The organism is Natrialba taiwanensis DSM 12281 (genome assembly GCF_000337595.1).
GTDB lineage: Archaea > Halobacteriota > Halobacteria > Halobacteriales > Natrialbaceae > Natrialba > Natrialba taiwanensis.
In genome coordinates, this window is the sequence record NZ_AOIL01000052.1 from 163,863 (window position 1) to 180,619 (window position 16,757).

Genomic DNA, 16,757 nt, shown 5'->3' on the forward strand with positions numbered 1-16,757 from the left:
TGGCCTGTTCTGCCACGCTGAACTCGCTACTCGACGGATTTGATCGGCGAGAGAACCTGTGGAGCATCTTCGAGTTCGACTTCCTCGCCGGGATCACTGACTTCGCTGCCCGGGCCGTTGACGAATAGGGCGTGGCCGATGAACGCGATGGCGACGAGTCCGAGCCCGATGATGGCAGGAGGGGCAGGGAATGGGAGAGGGGTTGCAAGGCCGAGAATCGCGCTGCTCCCGAGACCCACGCCGATCGCGAGCAAGATGAGATCGTAGTACTGGAGCGTGCATCCCATACGAGTTCTAGGCGGTGTGACGACAAAAGGATCGGAGAAATGATATGGACGTTCGAGCAGCCGACTGGGCGGTTAGCCGAGCGTTCAGAACATGCCGAACTGCTTGAGGACGCTCGAAACGAGGGATTTGACGACGAGTCCAAGCCCGGCGAGGACGAGCGCGATGCCGACGGCGACCATCCAATTTGCGTACGCGATCACACCGATTCCAGCGAGGAGAACGACGATGCCGACGATACCGAGCAGTCCGAGATTTTTCAGCATGTGCTGGCTTGCACAGGCGAGCGAAATAAGCGGCGTGGTTCGGCGTTTGGGCGAGAACGGGTGACGGAGCAAATCGATAAAGGGTTAAACCGTTCGAACCCGAATCGTGCTGCATGAGCGACGACGGCGAGGGCGGTCGGAAGAACCTCCGAATGCCTGACGAGGATGAGGTCTTTGCGACCGTCACGAATATGCTCGGCGCAAATCGAGTGACAGTACGCTGTGCGGACGGGAAAGAACGGACGGCACGGATTCCCGGGAAGATGCAAAAGCGGATCTGGATTCGGGAAGACGACGTCGTCCTCGTCGAACCCTGGGATTGGCAGGACGAGAAGGCGGACATCACCTGGCGCTACGAGAAGAGCGACGCGGACCAGTTGCGCCGGGAAGGCCACATTCAGTAGCTCGGTAGCGCCCTCGGGTTGCATCTCTTCTCGCGCTGACGCTTTGTAGCGAACGAGAGGTCCCACAGCAGTAGCCGTGCGGGCGTCCGCCGTGACGGCGGACCTTGAAGTCATACTACGCAAAACGGTTCTCTGGCTATCGTTGCGCGTATCGTTTCTGAATGAATATTTAGCCCGATCGGAGCGTTCCGTATAACGCCCGCTGGTGCTTACTATGGCCAGAATCGATTCCGAATCGATATCAGAAACCGGGGCGGTCTGAGCGATAGTGGTATCCTCCCGTGTTTGCTTGCGAACCGTCACAGAGTTCACGAGTTCGACGCGGTAGTAACGGTAGCTGTCCTCACTGAACGGCTGCGTTCGCCATCTATGACGTATGATTGGCGCGATTTAAATAATCCAATAAAATACCGAGGAGAAACTATTTACCGCTGGCTGACTGAACGGTCAGTATGGTCGCCGTAGACAATCCCGGTATGAGCCGTCTGCCGGGCCCGATTGACTCTCCGCAACGGCAATTGAACCCGTATCCGTGGTATCAAGAGATGCGTGAGACCAACCCCGTCCGCTACGACGAGACACGGGGGTGCTGGGATGTATTCCAGTACGATGATGTCCAGACAGTACTCACTGATTTCGAAACGTTTTCCTCCGAATTCGGGTCCGGGCTGGGCGGGATGAGCAAGGATAGTGCAGTCGACCTCACGGACACGATGATCAAGCGCAATCCACCAGAGCACGAACGCCTTCGAGGGGTCGTCGACGAATACTTCCAGCCGGGCTATCTACGCAAGTTTCGCGATGATTTCGAGGAATTGGCTCGCGACCAGCTCGATACGGTCCTCGCGGCTGGAACCGAATTCGACTTCGCCGCAGAGTTTGCAGCGCCGATTCCGGCAAGCGTTATCGGAGAAATTCTCGGCGTCCCACGGGACAAACGCGAGGTGCTTATAGGCGTCAGACCGGGCGGCGAACACACGCAGGAAGAACTCAAAGCGTACATTACCGAGTTGGTTCAGAGGCGGAAGGAAAACCCTCGGGACGACATCCTCTCGGAGGTGATTCACGCGACTCCGGACGGGAGGGAGATGACGCCGGAGGAGATCTATAATTTCTGTGCGTTGCTGTTGCTCGCTGGGAGCCACACGACGATCACCCTCCTGACGAATGCGCTCTGGATGTTTACGAAACACGACCTCATCGCAGACATTCAGGCGGGCGTTATCGACCTTGACACTGCGATTGAGGAGGTGTTACGGTACCAACCATCGGTTCATACCGTCGAGCGGATCGCGTCGACGGACGTTGAAGTCAACGGTACTACCATTCCGGAAGGCGATCAGATCGCTGCATGGGTTGCATCAGCGAACAGAGACCCACAACAGTTTGACGATCCCGAAACGTTCGATCCGGAACGGTCACCGAACCCCCATATGACGTTCGGCAGGGGAATTCACGTCTGTCTGGGGGCACCGCTCGCTCGACTCGAAGCGAGAACCGTTCTCCCCGTATTCTTCGACCGTGTCTCCGACGTGAGCTTCGCGACCGACGAACGCGATCCGATCGTCGGGCCGACGCTATACGGATTGCAGACGCTCCCTATCTCTGTCCAAACCTGATCGTCCTGCTCGCGATTGAACGGCCCCCAACGGTAACGCGAACATGCTAGGCGCTACTGGATCTGATGCTGCCGTCGTACCCGGAATACGAGCGAACGAACGCCACACGAGTGCGGATATCGGTTCCGAGACGACCTACAGGCCGGCAGCGTCTTCGATCGCGTCGGTCAGCGTTCGAACGGACTCCACGTCGTGTTCACCCATGTGGCCGATACGGAACGTCTTCTCGCCGAGTTCGGATCCGTATCCGTTCGAGAAGACCATGTCGTACTCCTTGGAGACGGTGTCGATGGTTTCGGCCACGTCGATGCCCTGTGTATTCTCGATGCAACTCACCGTCTGCGATTCGTAGCCGTCCTCGGGGAACATCTCGAAGTGCTCGCGGGCCCACTCGCGGGTGTACTCGGCCATCTTGCGGTGGCGCTGGTCGCGCGCGTCGTGGCCTTCCTCGAGCATGTGTTTCATCTGTTTTCGGTAGGCGAGCATGATCGGAATCGCGGGCGTGGAGTGGGTCTGGCCCTTCCGGTCGTAGTAATCGAGCGAGCGCTGGAAGCCGCCGTACCACGACGCCGAGTCGCTCTCGAGTTCGCGATCGTAGGCGTCGTCGCTGACGACGCAGACGCCCAGCCCCGGCGGCATGGCGAAGGCCTTCTGGACCGACGTGAAGATGACGTCGATGTTGTGCTCGTCGATGTCGACGTAATCGCCGCCGAGTGAGGAGACGGCGTCGACGATGAAGGACGTGTTCGGATACTCGGCGATGATGTCGCCGATCTCCTCGATCGGGTTGCGGACGCCGGTCGAGGACTCGTTCATCACGCAGGTAACGGCATCGTACGCTGTGTCGCTCGCTTCGAGCGTCTTGCGCACGTCCTCGGGTTTGACCGCCTGTCCCCACTCGTACTCGAGCGTGTCGACGTTCTTGCCGAGACGTTCGGCGACGTTGGCCTGGCGCTCGCTGAAACTCCCGCAGGTCGTCACGAGCACGTTCTCGTCGACGAGGTTCAGGACTGAACTCTCCATGAACTCGGTGCCCGAGCCGGTGAGGATGATGACGTCGTTGTCGGTGCCGAGGAACTCCTTGGTGTCCTCGACGATGGTCGTATAGAGGTCCGTCATTCGGTCCATTCGGTGGCCGAACATCGGCTCGCACATCGATTCAATAACGTCGTCACGTACCTCGGTCGGGCCTGGAATGTACAACGTTTTGTCGGGATAGTCGTCTCTGTATTCGCGTTTCTCGGTCACGGAAACCACCTGAGTACGGCTTACTGCGTAGCGAGGCGGTATGGTACTTTTGATGGCGTCTTCTTTTGGCGGTCGGTGGAAGTGCTACTCTCCGATCTCAGGCTCACCGCCGGTTTCTCATCTTGTCGATAGCCGATGCGCTCCGAAAGCCGCCGTGCGGTGGTGCTGATGGGTTTTCGTCAGTCCCCGTGCGGAGCAACGCGAGTCGAGCGGTCGGTCTCACTGAGGCCGAGTTCACGATCACGCAGGTAGGCGTTCCCGTCGACGACGATACTGCTATCGTCATCACCGTCATCACCGTCATCGCCGTCGGCAAGCAGGAGGCGCTGGGGACCGTATCCAACCAGCGGACCGCCGACGCGCCACAGCGTTTCGAGTTTGCAGAGCCCAAAGCCGGTGACGATCAGTGCGAATCCGAGGACGGTCGTCGCGGTGATCGCTTCGCCGAGGAGCGCCCAGCCGACGAGTGCGGCAATGACTGGCGTCGCGTAGTTGACGAGGCTGAGTTCGGTCGCGCCGACGCGATCGAGAAGCAGGAAGTACGCGAGAAAGCCGCCGGCCGTGGAGACGACGCCGAGGTAGAGGAGTGCGCTCAGGGTCGCCGACGGAAGCGAGACTGTCGCGAGTTGCTCGCCGGGATGGAAGGCGCTCAAGCCGTGCAACAGGCCGGCACCGACGACCATCGCCCAGGCTTGTACCGAGATCGTCGGGAGCGTTTCCTCGAGTCGTTCGAACAGAACGGACCCGAGTGCAAACACCGTGGCCGCGATGAACAGCAGTGCGACGCCGAGGATTTGTCCGTCAAGGGAGCCGCCGGGAACAGCGATAACGACGATACCGACGAGGCCGACGAGGAGACCGGCGACAGCAGGTGCGCGGAACCGCTGATTCGGGAGCAAGAGGAGCGCAAGCGGCGGTGTAACGATCGGGGTGAGACTCAGCACGATCGCGGAGACGGCACTCGAGACGTACGACTGCCCGAGAAACAGGAACGCGAAGTGCCCGCCGACGAGCAGGCCGCCGGAGACGGCGATAGCGAGCCAATCGGTTTTCGTCTCGGGTCGCCACTCGAGTTCGCGAACGACGACCAGGCCGGCAAAGAGCACGGCGGCGATATCGAAGCGAAGTGCAGCGAACAGGATCGGGGGAAGCGTCGTCAGTCCGATTTCGATCGCACTGAACGCGCTGCCCCAGGCGAATGCGAGGGCAACGAAGAGAACCCCGGTTCGATGGAGAATCATTTTCGAAAGAAAGGTGCCGGGACTACTTTTGTATTCGTATTTCGGCGCGTTAGTGTCTCTCGGTGCCAAATTCGCCGACATGTGGTATCACAAATCACGGTATCGACGCGCGTAGAGAGCGGACGCTATTCGGTCAAGAGGCGTTAAAAGAATAGGGAATGAAAAGACGACAGCAGCGTTACTCTTCGCTTTCGTTGCCGTTACCGGTACTCTCGTTACCGTTACCGGATTCGTCACCGTTGCCGCCACTCGAGGGTTCTACCTGAATCGTACCGCGCATCGAATCTTCGTGTGGCCGGCAGACGTACTCTTTCATCTCGCTCGTTACTTCGTCGATTTCGAGCGTCTGCGTCTCGCCTTGCTCGTTCATCTGGTCGGTCGAGAGGTCGTCGTTGACGGGTTCGTCGCTATCGTCGACGATTTCCATATTGTGATTCGCACCGTCGTCGTTCAGCCACGTGATCTCGTAGGACTGGCCCTCGTAGAGCACGATGGTCGGGTTAGTCTCGCCTTCGATCGGGCTCGGGGCGTCACCGTGCCAGCCACCGGTGTCGCCGGTGAACTCGATCGTTTCGACGTCTTCCCACTCGGCCGGGTCGACTTCGCCGCCGTTTTCGCCGCCGTTCTCGCCGCCGTTTTCTTCGTCCGTATCGTCGCTGCAACCAGCGACAAGTGCGGTCGTAGCCGCGGCACCCGTGATCTTCATCGCAGTCCGCCGTGAAATCGGGTTGTTTCGACTCATCAACTGAGCATTACAGACGGATACATAAAAATCACCATCTTCTTCCCCCACAGTGTCATGCGATTTCACACCACGGGGGAGATCTGGGGTAATATTCTATTACTTGTTGAAATAGTCGAAAAATACTATATTTACGACGAAACCACGACTGTTTCTGAAATATTCACTCCTCATTCGGGTTATTCAAACCTGTCGCCAAATCCGGTCGCAGCAACCGAACAGGTTCGGCTGCGGGGAAAAGTCGACAACATATATCATATCTTACTATGTCTGGGGCGGTAAAACAACCGTCAACACCGGTGGTCGAATCACTCCCGACGGGTTCCGATCGGGTCGCTTTGCAAGCGCTCACGCGAACCCGTCGATGAAAAACGGTTCGGCTCTTCCGTTCGGCGACTACTTCTCGAAGTCGTCTTCGAACCGGAAGGTCCCGTCGCGCTGGACGACTTCGCCGTCGACCTCGATGAACGAGTTCTCGCTCATGTCGACGATCATGTCGACGTGGGCGGCGCTGTCGTTTTGCTCGTTGCCCTCGCCGACGGTGTCGTCGTAGGCCCGTCCGACGGCCATGTGGACCGTATCGCCCATCTTCTCGTCAAAGAGCATGTTGTACGTGAACCGGTCGATGTCTCGATTCATGCCGATGCCGAGTTCACCGAGCCGGCGCGAGCCCGCGTCGGTGTTCAGCACCTCGGTCAGGATTTCTTCGTTTTTCGCCGCCGAGTGCGAGACGACTTCGCCCTCGCTGAACTCGAGGTACACGTCGGTGATTTCCCGGCCCTGATGGTAGAGCGGCATATCGAACAGGACCTCGCCCTCCACGCTGTCGGGTTGTGGGGCGGTGAAGACCTCGCCGCCGGGGAGGTTGTGCTCGCCGTGGTCGTTGATCGTCGGGTTGTCGTTGACGGACATCGTCACATCCGTCGTGTCGCCGCTGACGATGCGGACTTCGTCGGCGGGATCGAGGATCTCGACCATGTTCGCCTGGTGGGCGCGCTGTTCGTCCCAGTCCTTGTTGACGGCGTCCCAGACGAAGTTCTCGTAGCCCTCGGTGCTCATCTCGGCGAGCTGGGCGTTCGCGGGCGCGGGGTACTGGGTCAGACACCAGCGCGTCGAGAGTCGTTCCTCGAGAATCGGCCCGTGGGCTTGCTGGTAGGCCGAGCTGGTTTCGGGGTCGACGTCGCTCGTCTGGGTGACGTTGTCGCTCGCTCGGATAGCGATGTAGACGTCCGTGTTCTCGATGAGCGCGAGTTCGTGTTGGGGCGTCTCAAACTCGCCGTCGCTGGCGCGCAGGAACGCACGCTGCTGGCGCTTGCCGGTGCGCTGGCTCGTCGAGACCGGATTCGCCCCTTTCTCCCCGATGACTTCGTAGAGTGCGACGACGAGGTCCTCGGCGACGGGATGGGCGTCGATGATGACGTTGTCCCCTTCTTGGAGATCGACCGAATGATTCGCGATAATCTCGGCATGGTTTCGGATTCGCGGGTCCATACTGGAGATGTATTTGTAGTGTTGGGATACCATTTTCGAATCGAAAGCCTTCGCTGGTCCCACTTATCGCCCCGCGTCGCCGTCTGCCAGGAAAATGCCGAGGTAAATCGCGGTCAGCGCGCAGACGATTCCCGCGGCGAACGAGAGGGTAAACGGCGAATCGAGTGTGTGCGTCTGCTCGTCGAATAGCCAGCCGCTGAACCCGACGATGAGCAGCGCTAGCGAGACAAGCCGGAGCACCGAGACGAGCTGGTGGCCACGGCGGCCACCATCGGTTCGCGATTGGGCGTCTACGGGCGGCTGTCTGCGCCCGCTTTCACGTGCGCGTCGGGTTGATCGCTGGGTCGTGCGCTGATCGCCGTTTGGTTCGGTTTCGACTGCGGCTCTCTCTTTGGGGCCGGTTTCGAGTTCAGTCTCGGCCTCCTCCCCGTTCGCCTCGGTTCGATTCGATTCAGATGGCATCGTCGGTCCCCGTCGTGTAGTCGGGCGCGTCGGACGGACGGCCGTGGCCATTGCCGGGCTGGGTTCCCACGGTGGACGCACCAATCCCCTCGCTATCGGCGAGTTCCTGACAGAACGAGACGGTTGCGGCGGTCAGGATGAGCGACAGCGGGACCGTCACCGCGAGGGCGATCACGACTCCGAGGACTGGTATCGTGCTCACGAGTACCGACAGGACGAGGGAAATAGCGATTCCGATGCCGGCGTGCCAGAGCGCGAACTGAAGGTATGCGCCGCCATCTGTCGCGTACTCGTACGACCAGTGGAGCGCGTCGACGAACGGTGCGTCGGCGACGACGAACAGGAACGGAGCCGCGTAGAAGAGATAGGAAAGGACGAGCACAACGGGAATCGCGAGCACGAGTAGGAGTGGACTGACCAGCATGAATGGGGCAGCCAGCAGTACGAGTCCGAACAGCGCCGCGTGATACAGGATGAATCGCGGCGTGTACCTGACCAGGGACGCAGCGACCGCGATCGGTTCGTCGCGGAGCCGCCGATCGAGTCCGCCGATGTAGACCGCGGCGACCATCGACGCGATCACGGTATAGACCACGAGGAGCACGCCGATCGTGCCGAGCATCGTCCCGCCGATCGAGTCCGGGGAGAGTACGATCGTTTCGAACGGCGTGTTGATCGTTACGTCGGTCCCGGTCCCGGTCCCGCCGTAGCTACCACCACCGGCGGGTGTCGACGCGGGTGGCGTCTCCGTCGGCGTAACTGCCGGTGCCGACGAGCCGGCTGTGCCGGTCGCCGAATCGAGTGCACTCGATGCGCCCGTTGTCCCCGGACTGGGTGCGTCGACGAACGACCAGAGTTCGAGCAACGGCTCCGGAAGCACGAATTTCGCCGAGATGGTAAAGCCGTTAGTCGGTCCCATCGCCCGTCTGAGTTTGCTGAGTTCAGCGAGCGAGAGACAGAGCGGAACGAGCGCGAACGGACGGAGGTCGCCGAACTGATCGAGAACGCGCGAGACGTGGTTCCAGAAGGGGGATGACGATTGGGATGGGGACGACGCGGGCGCTGATGGTGAACTCGATGCCGGTGACTGTGAGCCGTTCGGATCGCGACCACCATCTGCCCTGACCCCACTCGTCCCCGCCCGGTCGATCGTTCCGGAGTACGAATCACCGTCGGTCGAACTGGAATGAGATGCGGGGTCCATACGCTCACAACAAATGATGGGTAGTTGAACCCTTCGCTGTCGAAGACTGTGGCATCTAGCTGTCGTATGACAGTGATTCGACCGCACACGGGACATGACAGGGTATTTCTTCGGCGACGGGCTATCTCGCTCCATGATCGATCTTCGCTCAGATACCGTAACGACACCCGACGATCGCATGCGCAATGCCGCCCAGTCGGCCGCCGTCGGCGACGATGTCTACCGCGAGGACCCCACCGTCGCCGAACTCGAAACGACCGTCGCCGACCGACTCGGCACCGACTCGGCGCTTTACTTCCCTTCCGGGACGATGGCGAACCAGGTCGCCGTCAGAGTGCATACCGAGCGCGGCCAGGAAGTCCTGGCGGACCGCAAGAGCCACGTCGTCAAATACGAACTCGGCGGTCTCGCTGATCTCTCCGGCCTGCAGGTGCGCATGCTCGACACCGACCGCGGCGCGCCGACGCCCGAGCAGGTCGCCGCCGGTTTCGTCGAGGAGGAACTCCACCGTCCGGGGACCGGCCTGCTCTGTCTCGAGAACACTCACAACGCTCGCGGCGGACTCGCGATCGACCCGAAGCGGATTGCCGCGGCGGCCGAGGCGGCCCACGACCGCGACGTTCCAGTGCATCTCGACGGCGCGCGTGTGTTCAACGCCGCGACGGCGCTCGACGTACCCGTAACCGAGATTATCGATCCTGTCGATACCGTCATGGTCTCGCTCTCGAAGGGCCTCGGCGCACCCGTCGGATCCATGGTCGCCGGCCCCGAGTCCTTCGTCGAGGACGCCCGTCGCACTCGAAAACTGTTCGGCGGCGGCATGCGCCAGGCCGGAATCATCGCCGCTCCGGCACTCCGTGCGCTGGAGAACGTCGACGGCCTCGAAAGCGATCACGAGCACGCGCGCGTGCTCGCGAAGGGTCTGTCGGCTATCGACGGTTTCGACGTACAAGAGCCGGAAACGAACATCGTGCTTGCAGACATCAAGAGCACCGGACTCGACACCGAGACCGTTCTCGATCGACTCGCAGAACGAGACGTGCTGGCCACGGCGTTCGGTCCGACGACGATCCGGTTCTGTACGCATCGAGATGTCTCGCGGTCCGATATCGACGCGGTACTCGAGCGAATCGACGACGCGTTCTGAGCCATCGCCGACAGACTGTCACGGCCGGCTATCGCGATTGAGACCGCTCTGTCTTAGCGCATTCCGTCACGGAACTCGAGGACCGTCCGCCGGAGCAGCAGATACGAGAAGAGAATCAGCGATAACAAGATCACGACGATTGCGATGATGACCGGGTCGTCGGGAATGAACTCGAGCATACGCGCCGGGTACAGTGTCAGTGCGCAAAATCGTTTCGACGTGAGTCGGCGTGAATTCGGGATCGGTGACTACCACCAGCGGTTTTCGACCAATCGGTCGATCGCCTCCCGAATCGTCGCCTCATTCCGCGAGAACGTAAACCGGATCCAGTCGGATTCCCCGTCGGCATCGGTGTAGAAGCTACTCCCCGGCACGGCGGCGACGCCGGCCTCCCGGATCAATCGATAACAGAACTCGATGTCGTCCTCGTCGGTCGGGTATCGCGTCAGAATGTAGTACGCGCCGTCAGGTTTGACGGGATCGAGCCCTGCTTCTTGCAGACCCTCGTAGAGCAGGTCGCGACGCCGCTCGTAGGAGTCGGCGAGTTCAGTGTAGTAGGAGTCGGGGAGCGACAGCGCCTCGACGCCGGCGCGCTGAAACGGCGTTGGCGCGCAGATACTCGTGTAGTCGTGGATCTTTCGGAGTTCTTTCGAGAGGTACTCGGGCGCGAGACAGAAGCCGACGCGCCAGCCGGTGACGCTGAACGTCTTGGACATGCCGGTACAGACGACGGTTCGGTCGGCGAGGTCGCCGACTTCGACGGGGCTGACGTAGTCGTCCGTGTAGACGATGTGCTCGTAGATTTCGTCGGTGAGGACGATGAGGTCGTGCTCGAAGACGATCTCCTCGATGCGCTCGAGTTCGTCGCGCGAGAACACCTTCCCGGTCGGGTTCATCGGGGTGTTGAGCACGAGGATGCGGGCGTCCGCGGCGGCCGCGGCGAGTTCGTCGACGTCGATGGTGAGGTCGTCGGTGATGTCGATGGGAACGGCAGTCGCGCCGGCGAACTGGCTCGCCGGGATGTAGCTCTCGTAGACGGGTTCGAAGTAGACGACTTCGTCGCCGGGGCCGGCGAGCGCGAGCATGGTCGACATGAGGGCCTCGCTGGTGCCGCTGGTGATCGTGACCTCGGTTTCGGGGTCGTACGAGACGCCTTTCCACTCGGCGTAGCGCTCGGCGACGGCCTCGCGGAGTTCGGGCAGGCCCCAGGTGATGGTGTACTGGCTGTCGGTTTCGATGGCTTCCTGAGCGGCGGCCTTGATTTCGGGGGGCGTCTCGTCCTCGTCGGGGATGCCCTGCGAGAGATTGATCGCGCCGCGGTCGATCGCCTCCCTGGTCATCTCGCGGATCACGGACTCGGCGACGCCTGCCGTTCGGGCGCTGCCGACCGCGTCGGCCGTTTCAGGTGTTTCGGCGGGTGGGTCTCGTTCCATCGCTTACTCCGCGAACTGCCGTTCGAGCAGCGTGACCAGCAGATATGCGGCGAGTTTCTGGGTGCCCTCGTCGGTGTCGTACCGGGGTGCGACCTCCATCATATCGACGGCGCTGACCGCGTCGGTCGCACCGAGTACTTCCATCGTCTTGAGCGCCTGGTGGGCCGTCAGCCCACCCGGAACCGGCGTGCCAGTTCCCGGTGCGACGCTCGGGTCGACGCCGTCGATGTCGAAGGAGACGTACACCGCGTCGGTTCCCTCGGCCGCCTCCCTCGAGGCCGACGCCGTCGACGACGCACTCGAACTCGTTTCCCGCCTCGAATCGCTCCCGCTCGGTCCCATTCCGATCTCTCTCGAGGACAGCGCACCCGGCGAACCCGGCGATACGCGGTTGCTCGTCCCCTCGAGCATCACGCTCGACGGCGTCTTGCTCGCCCACGGCGTCAACGCCGACCTCACGACCGCGGGCATCCTCGAGTACGAACCCGTCCCCGTCGACGAGTTCAGCGACGGCGACCGACAACTCCAGAGCGGCGGTCGGATCACGCGCTACGTCGACGTGATCAACGGCGAGGGGTCGTCGATCGACGTGATTTCGCTGCTGATCGAGGCCGGGCGAACCGACGTGTTGACGCTGCTCGAAACCGAGAGCGAGGGGTCGGGGCTTCTCGTCGGCGACGGCCGACAGTTCCCGATCAACCGGTACGAGGAGGCCCGCGACCTCGCGGTCGCGAGTCGGGACGCGATCGGCGGCGTCCTCGACTTTCGCCGCCCGCGCGAACAGGACAAACTCCCCAACGGCAGTTCGGCCTGGGCGTTCGGCTCGCTCACCTACGTCGGCGTCGGTGAACTCGTGCTCGCGGCGCTCAGCGAGGCCGGCCTGACCGACGAGTGGGACACGCTGTACGGCACGGTCGAACGGAACTCGTTCGAACCGGTCGCGGCGGTTGCGCCGACGGCAGCGCTCGACGATTGAGGCCGGTATCGCAGCTCGCGACGACAATTCGACGAGAATGAGGACGAGTTCCGGTGGCAACCAATCACGCCCGCTCGGCCAGCGGGCGACGATTGAACTCGCGTCGCGCTACTCGGTGTTTGCGTCCGTTCCCTGTTCGTCTCGCTGCGCTGTCCCGTAGATCGCCGGCCGTCGAGACGCGAGCACGTCGTCGTAAGCCGTCAGGTTCTTCTCCCGTGCCCGTTCGAGCGCGCACTCGGCGCTGAGTTCGTGTTCGCCGGTCGCCGGTGCCGGTCCCGCGAGGGGAACCCCGTCAGGGTCGAGAATAACGCTCTGTCCTTCGAAGGTGACGCTGCGTTCGGTGCCGGTGCGGTCCGCACACGCGACGAACACGTGATTCGAGTTCGCGTGGGCGAGCGCCTGGTGGACGCCGACAGTCCAGCCGCCGGGCCGAGTCGGGGCGTCGTCCGGCGTCCCCGGGACCCAGTTGGTCGGCACGGCGATAATATCGACGCCGGCGTGGGCCTGTGCGATCGTGAGTTCCGGAAACCAGAGGTCGTTACAGATCTGGACGCCGAGGCGGCCGAACGGCGTGTCGACGACCGCGAGGTCGGTTCCGGGTTCGAACCAGCGGTGTTCCTCGTTCCAGCGGTGGACTTTCCGGTACACGGCCTCGACGCCGGACGGCGAGACGACGAGCGCGCTGTTGTAGTACGCGTCCCCGTCGGCTTCCGGTACGCCGCCGACGATCCAGGTGTCGGTATCGGCGGCGACGTCGCTCCACGCCCGGGACGTCTCGCCGTCATGCGGCTCCGCCATCGACGCGACCTCCGTTTTCGACTCGAAGACGTACCCTGAGGTCACGAGTTCGGGGAAGACGATCAGGTCGGCGTCGACGTGCTCGCGGACGAGTTCAACTGTGCGGTTGCGATTGCGTTCGACGGCACCGAACTCGGGGGTGAGCTGGACGGTGACGATTCGGGCGTCGGTTGCGGCTGGGGGTGTATCTGTGGCCGTGTCAGTGCCCATGTCCGTGCCTGCGGACGCCTCCACGTCCGCGTCCGTCTCCGCTCCGGAACCCGGTTCCGCCGTCACTCCCAGATCCCTCCGGAGAGTCTGTCAATAGCCGTCATCACGACGACCGTCAGGAAGATGAAGACCACGCTGGCGGCCGCGATGGTCGGCGGGTAGGAGTACCGCAGCTGGTTGAAGATCTGGATCGGAATCGTCTGAACGAGGAACAGCGACAGCAGCCACGAGATGATGTACTCGTTCAGCGAGAGGATGAACGCGAACAGCGCGCCCGAGACCACGTTCGCCCGAATCAGCGGGTACGTGATCGTCCGGATCGTCCGGAGCGAGGACGCGCCGAGGTTCATCGCGGCTTCCTCGTAGGTGCGGTCGATCTCGTCTAACCCCTGCGAGATCAGGATGAACGGGAACGGGGCGTAGAAGATCCCGTGGGCGATGATGATGCCCAGTCGCGAGCCGGCGAGCGCGAAGCCGCCAATCTCGAGTTCGAGGAAGAACACGAGGAACGCGACCCCAATGATGACCGGGGGAAGCAGAATGGGTAACACGCCGAGCGTCCCGTAGATCGTCCCCCACCGGTAGTCAAAGCGGTCGAGTGCGAACGCGAGTCCCCCACCGATCGTCGTGCTCAGTAGCGCGGCGGCCCCGGCGATCGTGAGGCTGTTGAGCAGCGCGGTTCGCCACGCCTCGGTCCCGAAGAACTCGGCGTACCACTGCAGGGAGAACCCGCCGGGCGGGAACGTGAGGAACTCTTCGGGTGTGAACGAAACCGCGATGATGATCGCGAGCGGGAGGGCGATGTACACCATCACCGCTGCGACGTACGTCCGGAACGCCACCCAGATAATGGATTCGCGCGTGTTCGCGTCGATCCGCGTGACAAGCGAGTCGAGTGCGGATCCAAGCCGGTTCCCTGCGGCGGTCAGTCCGACCGTCGCCGCCGCAGTTCCGAGTCCGCTCCGGAATCGGGTCAGCGGTCCGGGAGCGGACGAACGTGCCGGCTGCGACCCGCCGTCCGTCGCTATCTCTTCGGTGCCGCCGAGGCTCGCCGTCGTCACGTTCGTCACGCGGATCAGCACCCAGAGGAACACCAGCACGACGACGATGAGCCCGATGCTCATCGCCGCGCCGAACGGATAGTTGCTCTCGCTCATGATCTGTTGCTCGATCAACACCGGCAGCGTCCGCTGACCGGGACTGCCGAGGAGTCGCGGCAGGACGTACGAGCCGAGCGCCAGGATAAAGACGAGCGCAGTACCGCTCATGACGCCGTTTTTCGATAGCGGCAGCGTCACTCGCCGGAACGTCTTTGCCGGCCCTGCGCCGAGGTTCTTCGATGCCTCGAGCAGTTCGCCGTCGAGATTCCGAAGGCTACTGTAGAGGGTGAGGATCATGAACGGCAGGAAGACGTAGACCATGCCGACGACCAGCCCCCAGTAGCCCGGATAGAACGACTGCGGTTCGGCGAGGAACCCGAGCGCGGTGCCGACCGAACTCAGGATGCCGCCCGAAGCCAGGATCACCTGCCAGGCGTAGGCCCGGATGACGTAGGTCACCCACAGCGAGGAGATGATCGTAATGAGCAGCACGCTCCGCAGCCACGGGCGATTCATCCGCGCGAGATAGTACGCCATCGGATAGCCGAGCAACAGCGAGAGCCCGGCCGTGACGAGCGCGAGTTCGACCGTCAGCCAGAGCTGCCCGAGATACAGGCCGGGTTCGATGAACGGCCACGTCGACGTGAAGCCGATGTCGAGGAACCGGGCGTAGTTCTCCAACGTGAACCCGATCTGGTACTGTCCGCCCGGAATGTTCTCCCAGAAGCTAAAGACGACCAGCATACACAGCGGGACGAAGAAGACGGCGACCAGCCAGAACAACGGATACGACAGTACGTACCACTTCGCTCGCGATTTCAGGCCCGCACGGCCGGATTCGTCCGAACTGGACGGTTCTGCAGTGGATGCCTCTGTATCGCTCGCAGTAGTCGCTGCGTCGGCGGTGGTGGCAGCTCCGGTTCCAGTTCCGGTCTCGGAGGAAGTGTCTGTACGATTCGTCATCTATTCCTCCACGAGACGGCAGTCGGCGGCTCCGATGGACACCGTCACCCGGTCCCCGGGCCCTCGTTCGTCCAGCCCGCTCCGTCGCACGACGACGAGTTCGCGACCGGCGTCGGTTTCGACGCGGAACTCGACGCTGCTGCCCAGGTGGCGTTTGAAGGTAATCTCGCCCTTGAAGACGGTTTCGGGTGCGGGCTGTGTGCCGCCGTCGGCGCTCGGGTTCGTACTCGAACTCGCGCTCGCGTTGGCGGTGGCGTTTGCGGTCGCATCCGCGTCCGCATCCGATTCGGACGCCGCGGCGAACCGAATCCGTTCCGGTCGCACGATGACCGAGACGTCGTCGCCGGTCGAGATGCCGTTCTGAGCCGTCGCCTGCACCGTCACATCGGCACACTCGACGGTCGCGTAGCCGTCTTCTATCGCCGTTACCGACCCGTCGAAGATGTTCGCTGTTCCGAGGAAATCTGCGACGAATCGGGAATCGGGGTCGTTGTACACGTCCTCCGGCGGGCCGACCTGTTCGAATTTCCCGTCGTTCATGACGGCCAGCCGGTCCGACATCGTCAGCGCCTCCTCCTGGTTGTGCGTGACGAAGACGGTCGTAATACCGATCTCCTGTTGGATACGGCGGAGTTCGACCTGCATCTGCTCGCGCAGTTGCTTGTCCAGACTCGCCAGCGGCTCGTCTAACAACAGCGCCTTCGGCCGCGGTGCAAGTGCTCGCGCCAGGGCGATTCGCTGTTGTTGGCCGCCCGAGAGCTGGTCCGGGGTTCGATCGCCGACGCCGGGCAACTCGACGAGTTCGAGCATCTCCTCGACGCGCGCATCGATCTCCTCGTCGGTGTACTCGCCCGCCGCCTCCATCCCGTAGGCGATGTTCTCGTGGATGGTCATGTGGGGAAACAGCGCGAAGTCCTGGAAGACCATCCCCGTGTCGCGCTCGTACGGCGGCGCGTCGGTCACGTTTTCGTCGTCGATGCGAATGTTGCCGTCAGTCGGCGTTTCGAAGCCCGCAATCGTCCGAAGCGTCGTCGTCTTCCCGCAGCCGGAGGGCCCGACGAGCGTGACGAACTCGCCGCTCTCGATGTCGATGTCGACACCCTTGACCGCGAGGACGCCGCCCGGATACCGCTTCGTCACGCCCGCGAGTGAAATTCCACTCATACCC

At 62.3% G+C, this 16,757-nt stretch carries 16 protein-coding genes and 2 pseudogenes; 4 read left to right on the forward strand and 14 right to left on the reverse strand.

Features of this window, described 5'->3' with window-relative positions; translation table 11 throughout:
• Positions 1 to 26 precede the first annotated feature (26 nt).
• Positions 27 to 287 (reverse strand): hypothetical protein, encoded by a 261-nt coding sequence (locus C484_RS16320; RefSeq protein ID WP_006827000.1) that lies wholly within the window; start codon positions 285 to 287, stop codon positions 27 to 29.
• Between the two features lie 84 nt (positions 288 to 371).
• Positions 372 to 551, reverse strand: a complete 180-nt coding sequence (locus C484_RS16325; protein ID WP_006827001.1) for a DUF7470 family protein — start codon at positions 549 to 551, stop codon at positions 372 to 374.
• Between the two features lie 113 nt (positions 552 to 664).
• Between C484_RS16325 and eif1A the strand changes: the two genes are divergently transcribed.
• Positions 665 to 955: a translation initiation factor eIF-1A gene (gene eif1A / locus C484_RS16330; RefSeq protein ID WP_006110924.1), complete on the forward strand. Its 291-nt coding sequence runs from the start codon at positions 665 to 667 to the stop codon at positions 953 to 955.
• Positions 956 to 1,500: 545 nt separating this feature from the next.
• Complete coding sequence (locus tag C484_RS16335) at positions 1,501 to 2,574, forward strand: cytochrome P450 (protein WP_006827002.1); 1,074 nt, start codon at positions 1,501 to 1,503, stop codon at positions 2,572 to 2,574.
• Between the two features lie 135 nt (positions 2,575 to 2,709).
• Here C484_RS16335 and C484_RS16340 read toward each other — a convergent pair whose 3' ends face one another.
• The 6 genes from C484_RS16340 to C484_RS16365 form a co-directional block, all read right to left on the reverse strand.
• The gene (locus C484_RS16340; protein ID WP_006827003.1) at positions 2,710 to 3,822 is read right to left on the reverse strand and encodes a pyridoxal-phosphate-dependent aminotransferase family protein; all 1,113 of its coding nucleotides are present in this window, start codon (positions 3,820 to 3,822) and stop codon (positions 2,710 to 2,712) included.
• 179 nt (positions 3,823 to 4,001) lie between these two features.
• On the reverse strand, positions 4,002 to 5,063 hold the full coding sequence (locus C484_RS16345) for a DMT family transporter (protein ID WP_006827004.1): 1,062 nt from the start codon (positions 5,061 to 5,063) through the stop codon (positions 4,002 to 4,004).
• 178 nt (positions 5,064 to 5,241) lie between these two features.
• The gene (locus C484_RS16350) at positions 5,242 to 5,805 is read right to left on the reverse strand and encodes a plastocyanin/azurin family copper-binding protein (protein WP_049915551.1); all 564 of its coding nucleotides are present in this window, start codon (positions 5,803 to 5,805) and stop codon (positions 5,242 to 5,244) included.
• Between the two features lie 396 nt (positions 5,806 to 6,201).
• Positions 6,202 to 7,296, reverse strand: a complete 1,095-nt coding sequence (locus C484_RS16355; protein WP_006827006.1) for an aminopeptidase — start codon at positions 7,294 to 7,296, stop codon at positions 6,202 to 6,204.
• A gap of 63 nt (positions 7,297 to 7,359) precedes the next feature.
• A complete protein-coding gene (locus C484_RS16360; protein WP_006827007.1) occupies positions 7,360 to 7,758 on the reverse strand; it encodes a hypothetical protein in 399 nt (132 codons plus the stop codon).
• Entirely contained in the window at positions 7,748 to 8,962 is a 1,215-nt protein-coding gene (locus tag C484_RS16365; RefSeq protein WP_006827008.1) for a hypothetical protein, read from the reverse strand. The genes C484_RS16360 and C484_RS16365 overlap by 11 nt, the downstream gene beginning before the upstream one ends.
• Before the next feature lie 133 nt (positions 8,963 to 9,095).
• Between C484_RS16365 and C484_RS16370 the strand changes: the two genes are divergently transcribed.
• Positions 9,096 to 10,109 carry a threonine aldolase family protein gene (locus C484_RS16370; RefSeq protein WP_006827009.1) on the forward strand — a complete coding sequence of 338 codons (1,014 nt, stop codon included), beginning with the start codon at positions 9,096 to 9,098 and terminating at the stop codon, positions 10,107 to 10,109.
• Positions 10,110 to 10,162: 53 nt separating this feature from the next.
• Here the strand turns inward: C484_RS16370 and C484_RS24665 are convergent, their stop codons facing one another.
• From C484_RS24665 to C484_RS22450, 3 genes and pseudogenes are all read right to left on the reverse strand, one after another.
• Entirely contained in the window at positions 10,163 to 10,288 is a 126-nt protein-coding gene (locus C484_RS24665) for a DUF7859 family protein (RefSeq protein ID WP_006110933.1), read from the reverse strand.
• A gap of 69 nt (positions 10,289 to 10,357) precedes the next feature.
• Complete coding sequence (locus C484_RS16375; protein ID WP_006827010.1) at positions 10,358 to 11,542, reverse strand: pyridoxal phosphate-dependent aminotransferase; 1,185 nt, start codon at positions 11,540 to 11,542, stop codon at positions 10,358 to 10,360.
• A 3-nt stretch (positions 11,543 to 11,545) separates the two neighbouring features.
• Positions 11,546 to 11,821: pseudogene (locus C484_RS22450) on the reverse strand (arginase family protein); the annotation flags it as partial.
• Between C484_RS22450 and C484_RS16380 the strand changes: the two are divergent.
• A pseudogene (locus C484_RS16380) lies at positions 11,790 to 12,518 on the forward strand (NrpR regulatory domain-containing protein); the annotation flags it as partial. The pseudogenes C484_RS22450 and C484_RS16380 overlap by 32 nt on opposite strands.
• Positions 12,519 to 12,626: 108 nt before the next feature.
• Here the strand turns inward: C484_RS16380 and C484_RS16385 are convergent.
• The 3 genes from C484_RS16385 to C484_RS16395 are packed head-to-tail and all read right to left on the reverse strand — an operon-like array spanning position 12,627 to position 16,753.
• Positions 12,627 to 13,592: a nitrilase-related carbon-nitrogen hydrolase gene (locus C484_RS16385; RefSeq protein ID WP_006827013.1), complete on the reverse strand. Its 966-nt coding sequence runs from the start codon at positions 13,590 to 13,592 to the stop codon at positions 12,627 to 12,629.
• Positions 13,589 to 15,589: an ABC transporter permease subunit gene (locus C484_RS16390; protein WP_006827014.1), complete on the reverse strand. Its 2,001-nt coding sequence runs from the start codon at positions 15,587 to 15,589 to the stop codon at positions 13,589 to 13,591. Before C484_RS16390 ends, C484_RS16385 begins: the two co-directional genes overlap by 4 nt.
• On the reverse strand, positions 15,590 to 16,753 hold the full coding sequence (locus C484_RS16395) for an ABC transporter ATP-binding protein (RefSeq protein WP_006827015.1): 1,164 nt from the start codon (positions 16,751 to 16,753) through the stop codon (positions 15,590 to 15,592). It abuts the gene before it with no gap.
• Positions 16,754 to 16,757: the final 4 nt, after the last annotated feature.

Bases quoted from the DNA above. Each gene is read 5' to 3' on its own strand.
- C484_RS16320 (WP_006827000.1), bottom strand. From the start codon at position 287: ATGGGATGCACGCTCCAGTACTACGATCTCATCTTGCTCGCGATCGGC.
- C484_RS16325 (WP_006827001.1), bottom strand. From the start codon at position 551: ATGCTGAAAAATCTCGGACTGCTCGGTATCGTCGGCATCGTCGTTCTC.
- eif1A (WP_006110924.1), top strand. From the start codon at position 665: ATGAGCGACGACGGCGAGGGCGGTCGGAAGAACCTCCGAATGCCTGAC.
- C484_RS16335 (WP_006827002.1), top strand. From the start codon at position 1,501: ATGCGTGAGACCAACCCCGTCCGCTACGACGAGACACGGGGGTGCTGG.
- C484_RS16345 (WP_006827004.1), bottom strand. From the start codon at position 5,063: ATGATTCTCCATCGAACCGGGGTTCTCTTCGTTGCCCTCGCATTCGCC.
- C484_RS16350 (WP_049915551.1), bottom strand. From the start codon at position 5,805: ATGAGTCGAAACAACCCGATTTCACGGCGGACTGCGATGAAGATCACG.
- C484_RS16355 (WP_006827006.1), bottom strand. From the start codon at position 7,296: ATGGACCCGCGAATCCGAAACCATGCCGAGATTATCGCGAATCATTCG.
- C484_RS16360 (WP_006827007.1), bottom strand. From the start codon at position 7,758: ATGCCATCTGAATCGAATCGAACCGAGGCGAACGGGGAGGAGGCCGAG.
- C484_RS16365 (WP_006827008.1), bottom strand. From the start codon at position 8,962: ATGGACCCCGCATCTCATTCCAGTTCGACCGACGGTGATTCGTACTCC.
- C484_RS16370 (WP_006827009.1), top strand. From the start codon at position 9,096: ATGATCGATCTTCGCTCAGATACCGTAACGACACCCGACGATCGCATG.
- C484_RS24665 (WP_006110933.1), bottom strand. From the start codon at position 10,288: ATGCTCGAGTTCATTCCCGACGACCCGGTCATCATCGCAATCGTCGTG.
- C484_RS16375 (WP_006827010.1), bottom strand. From the start codon at position 11,542: ATGGAACGAGACCCACCCGCCGAAACACCTGAAACGGCCGACGCGGTC.
- C484_RS16390 (WP_006827014.1), bottom strand. From the start codon at position 15,589: ATGACGAATCGTACAGACACTTCCTCCGAGACCGGAACTGGAACCGGA.
- C484_RS16395 (WP_006827015.1), bottom strand. From the start codon at position 16,753: ATGAGTGGAATTTCACTCGCGGGCGTGACGAAGCGGTATCCGGGCGGC.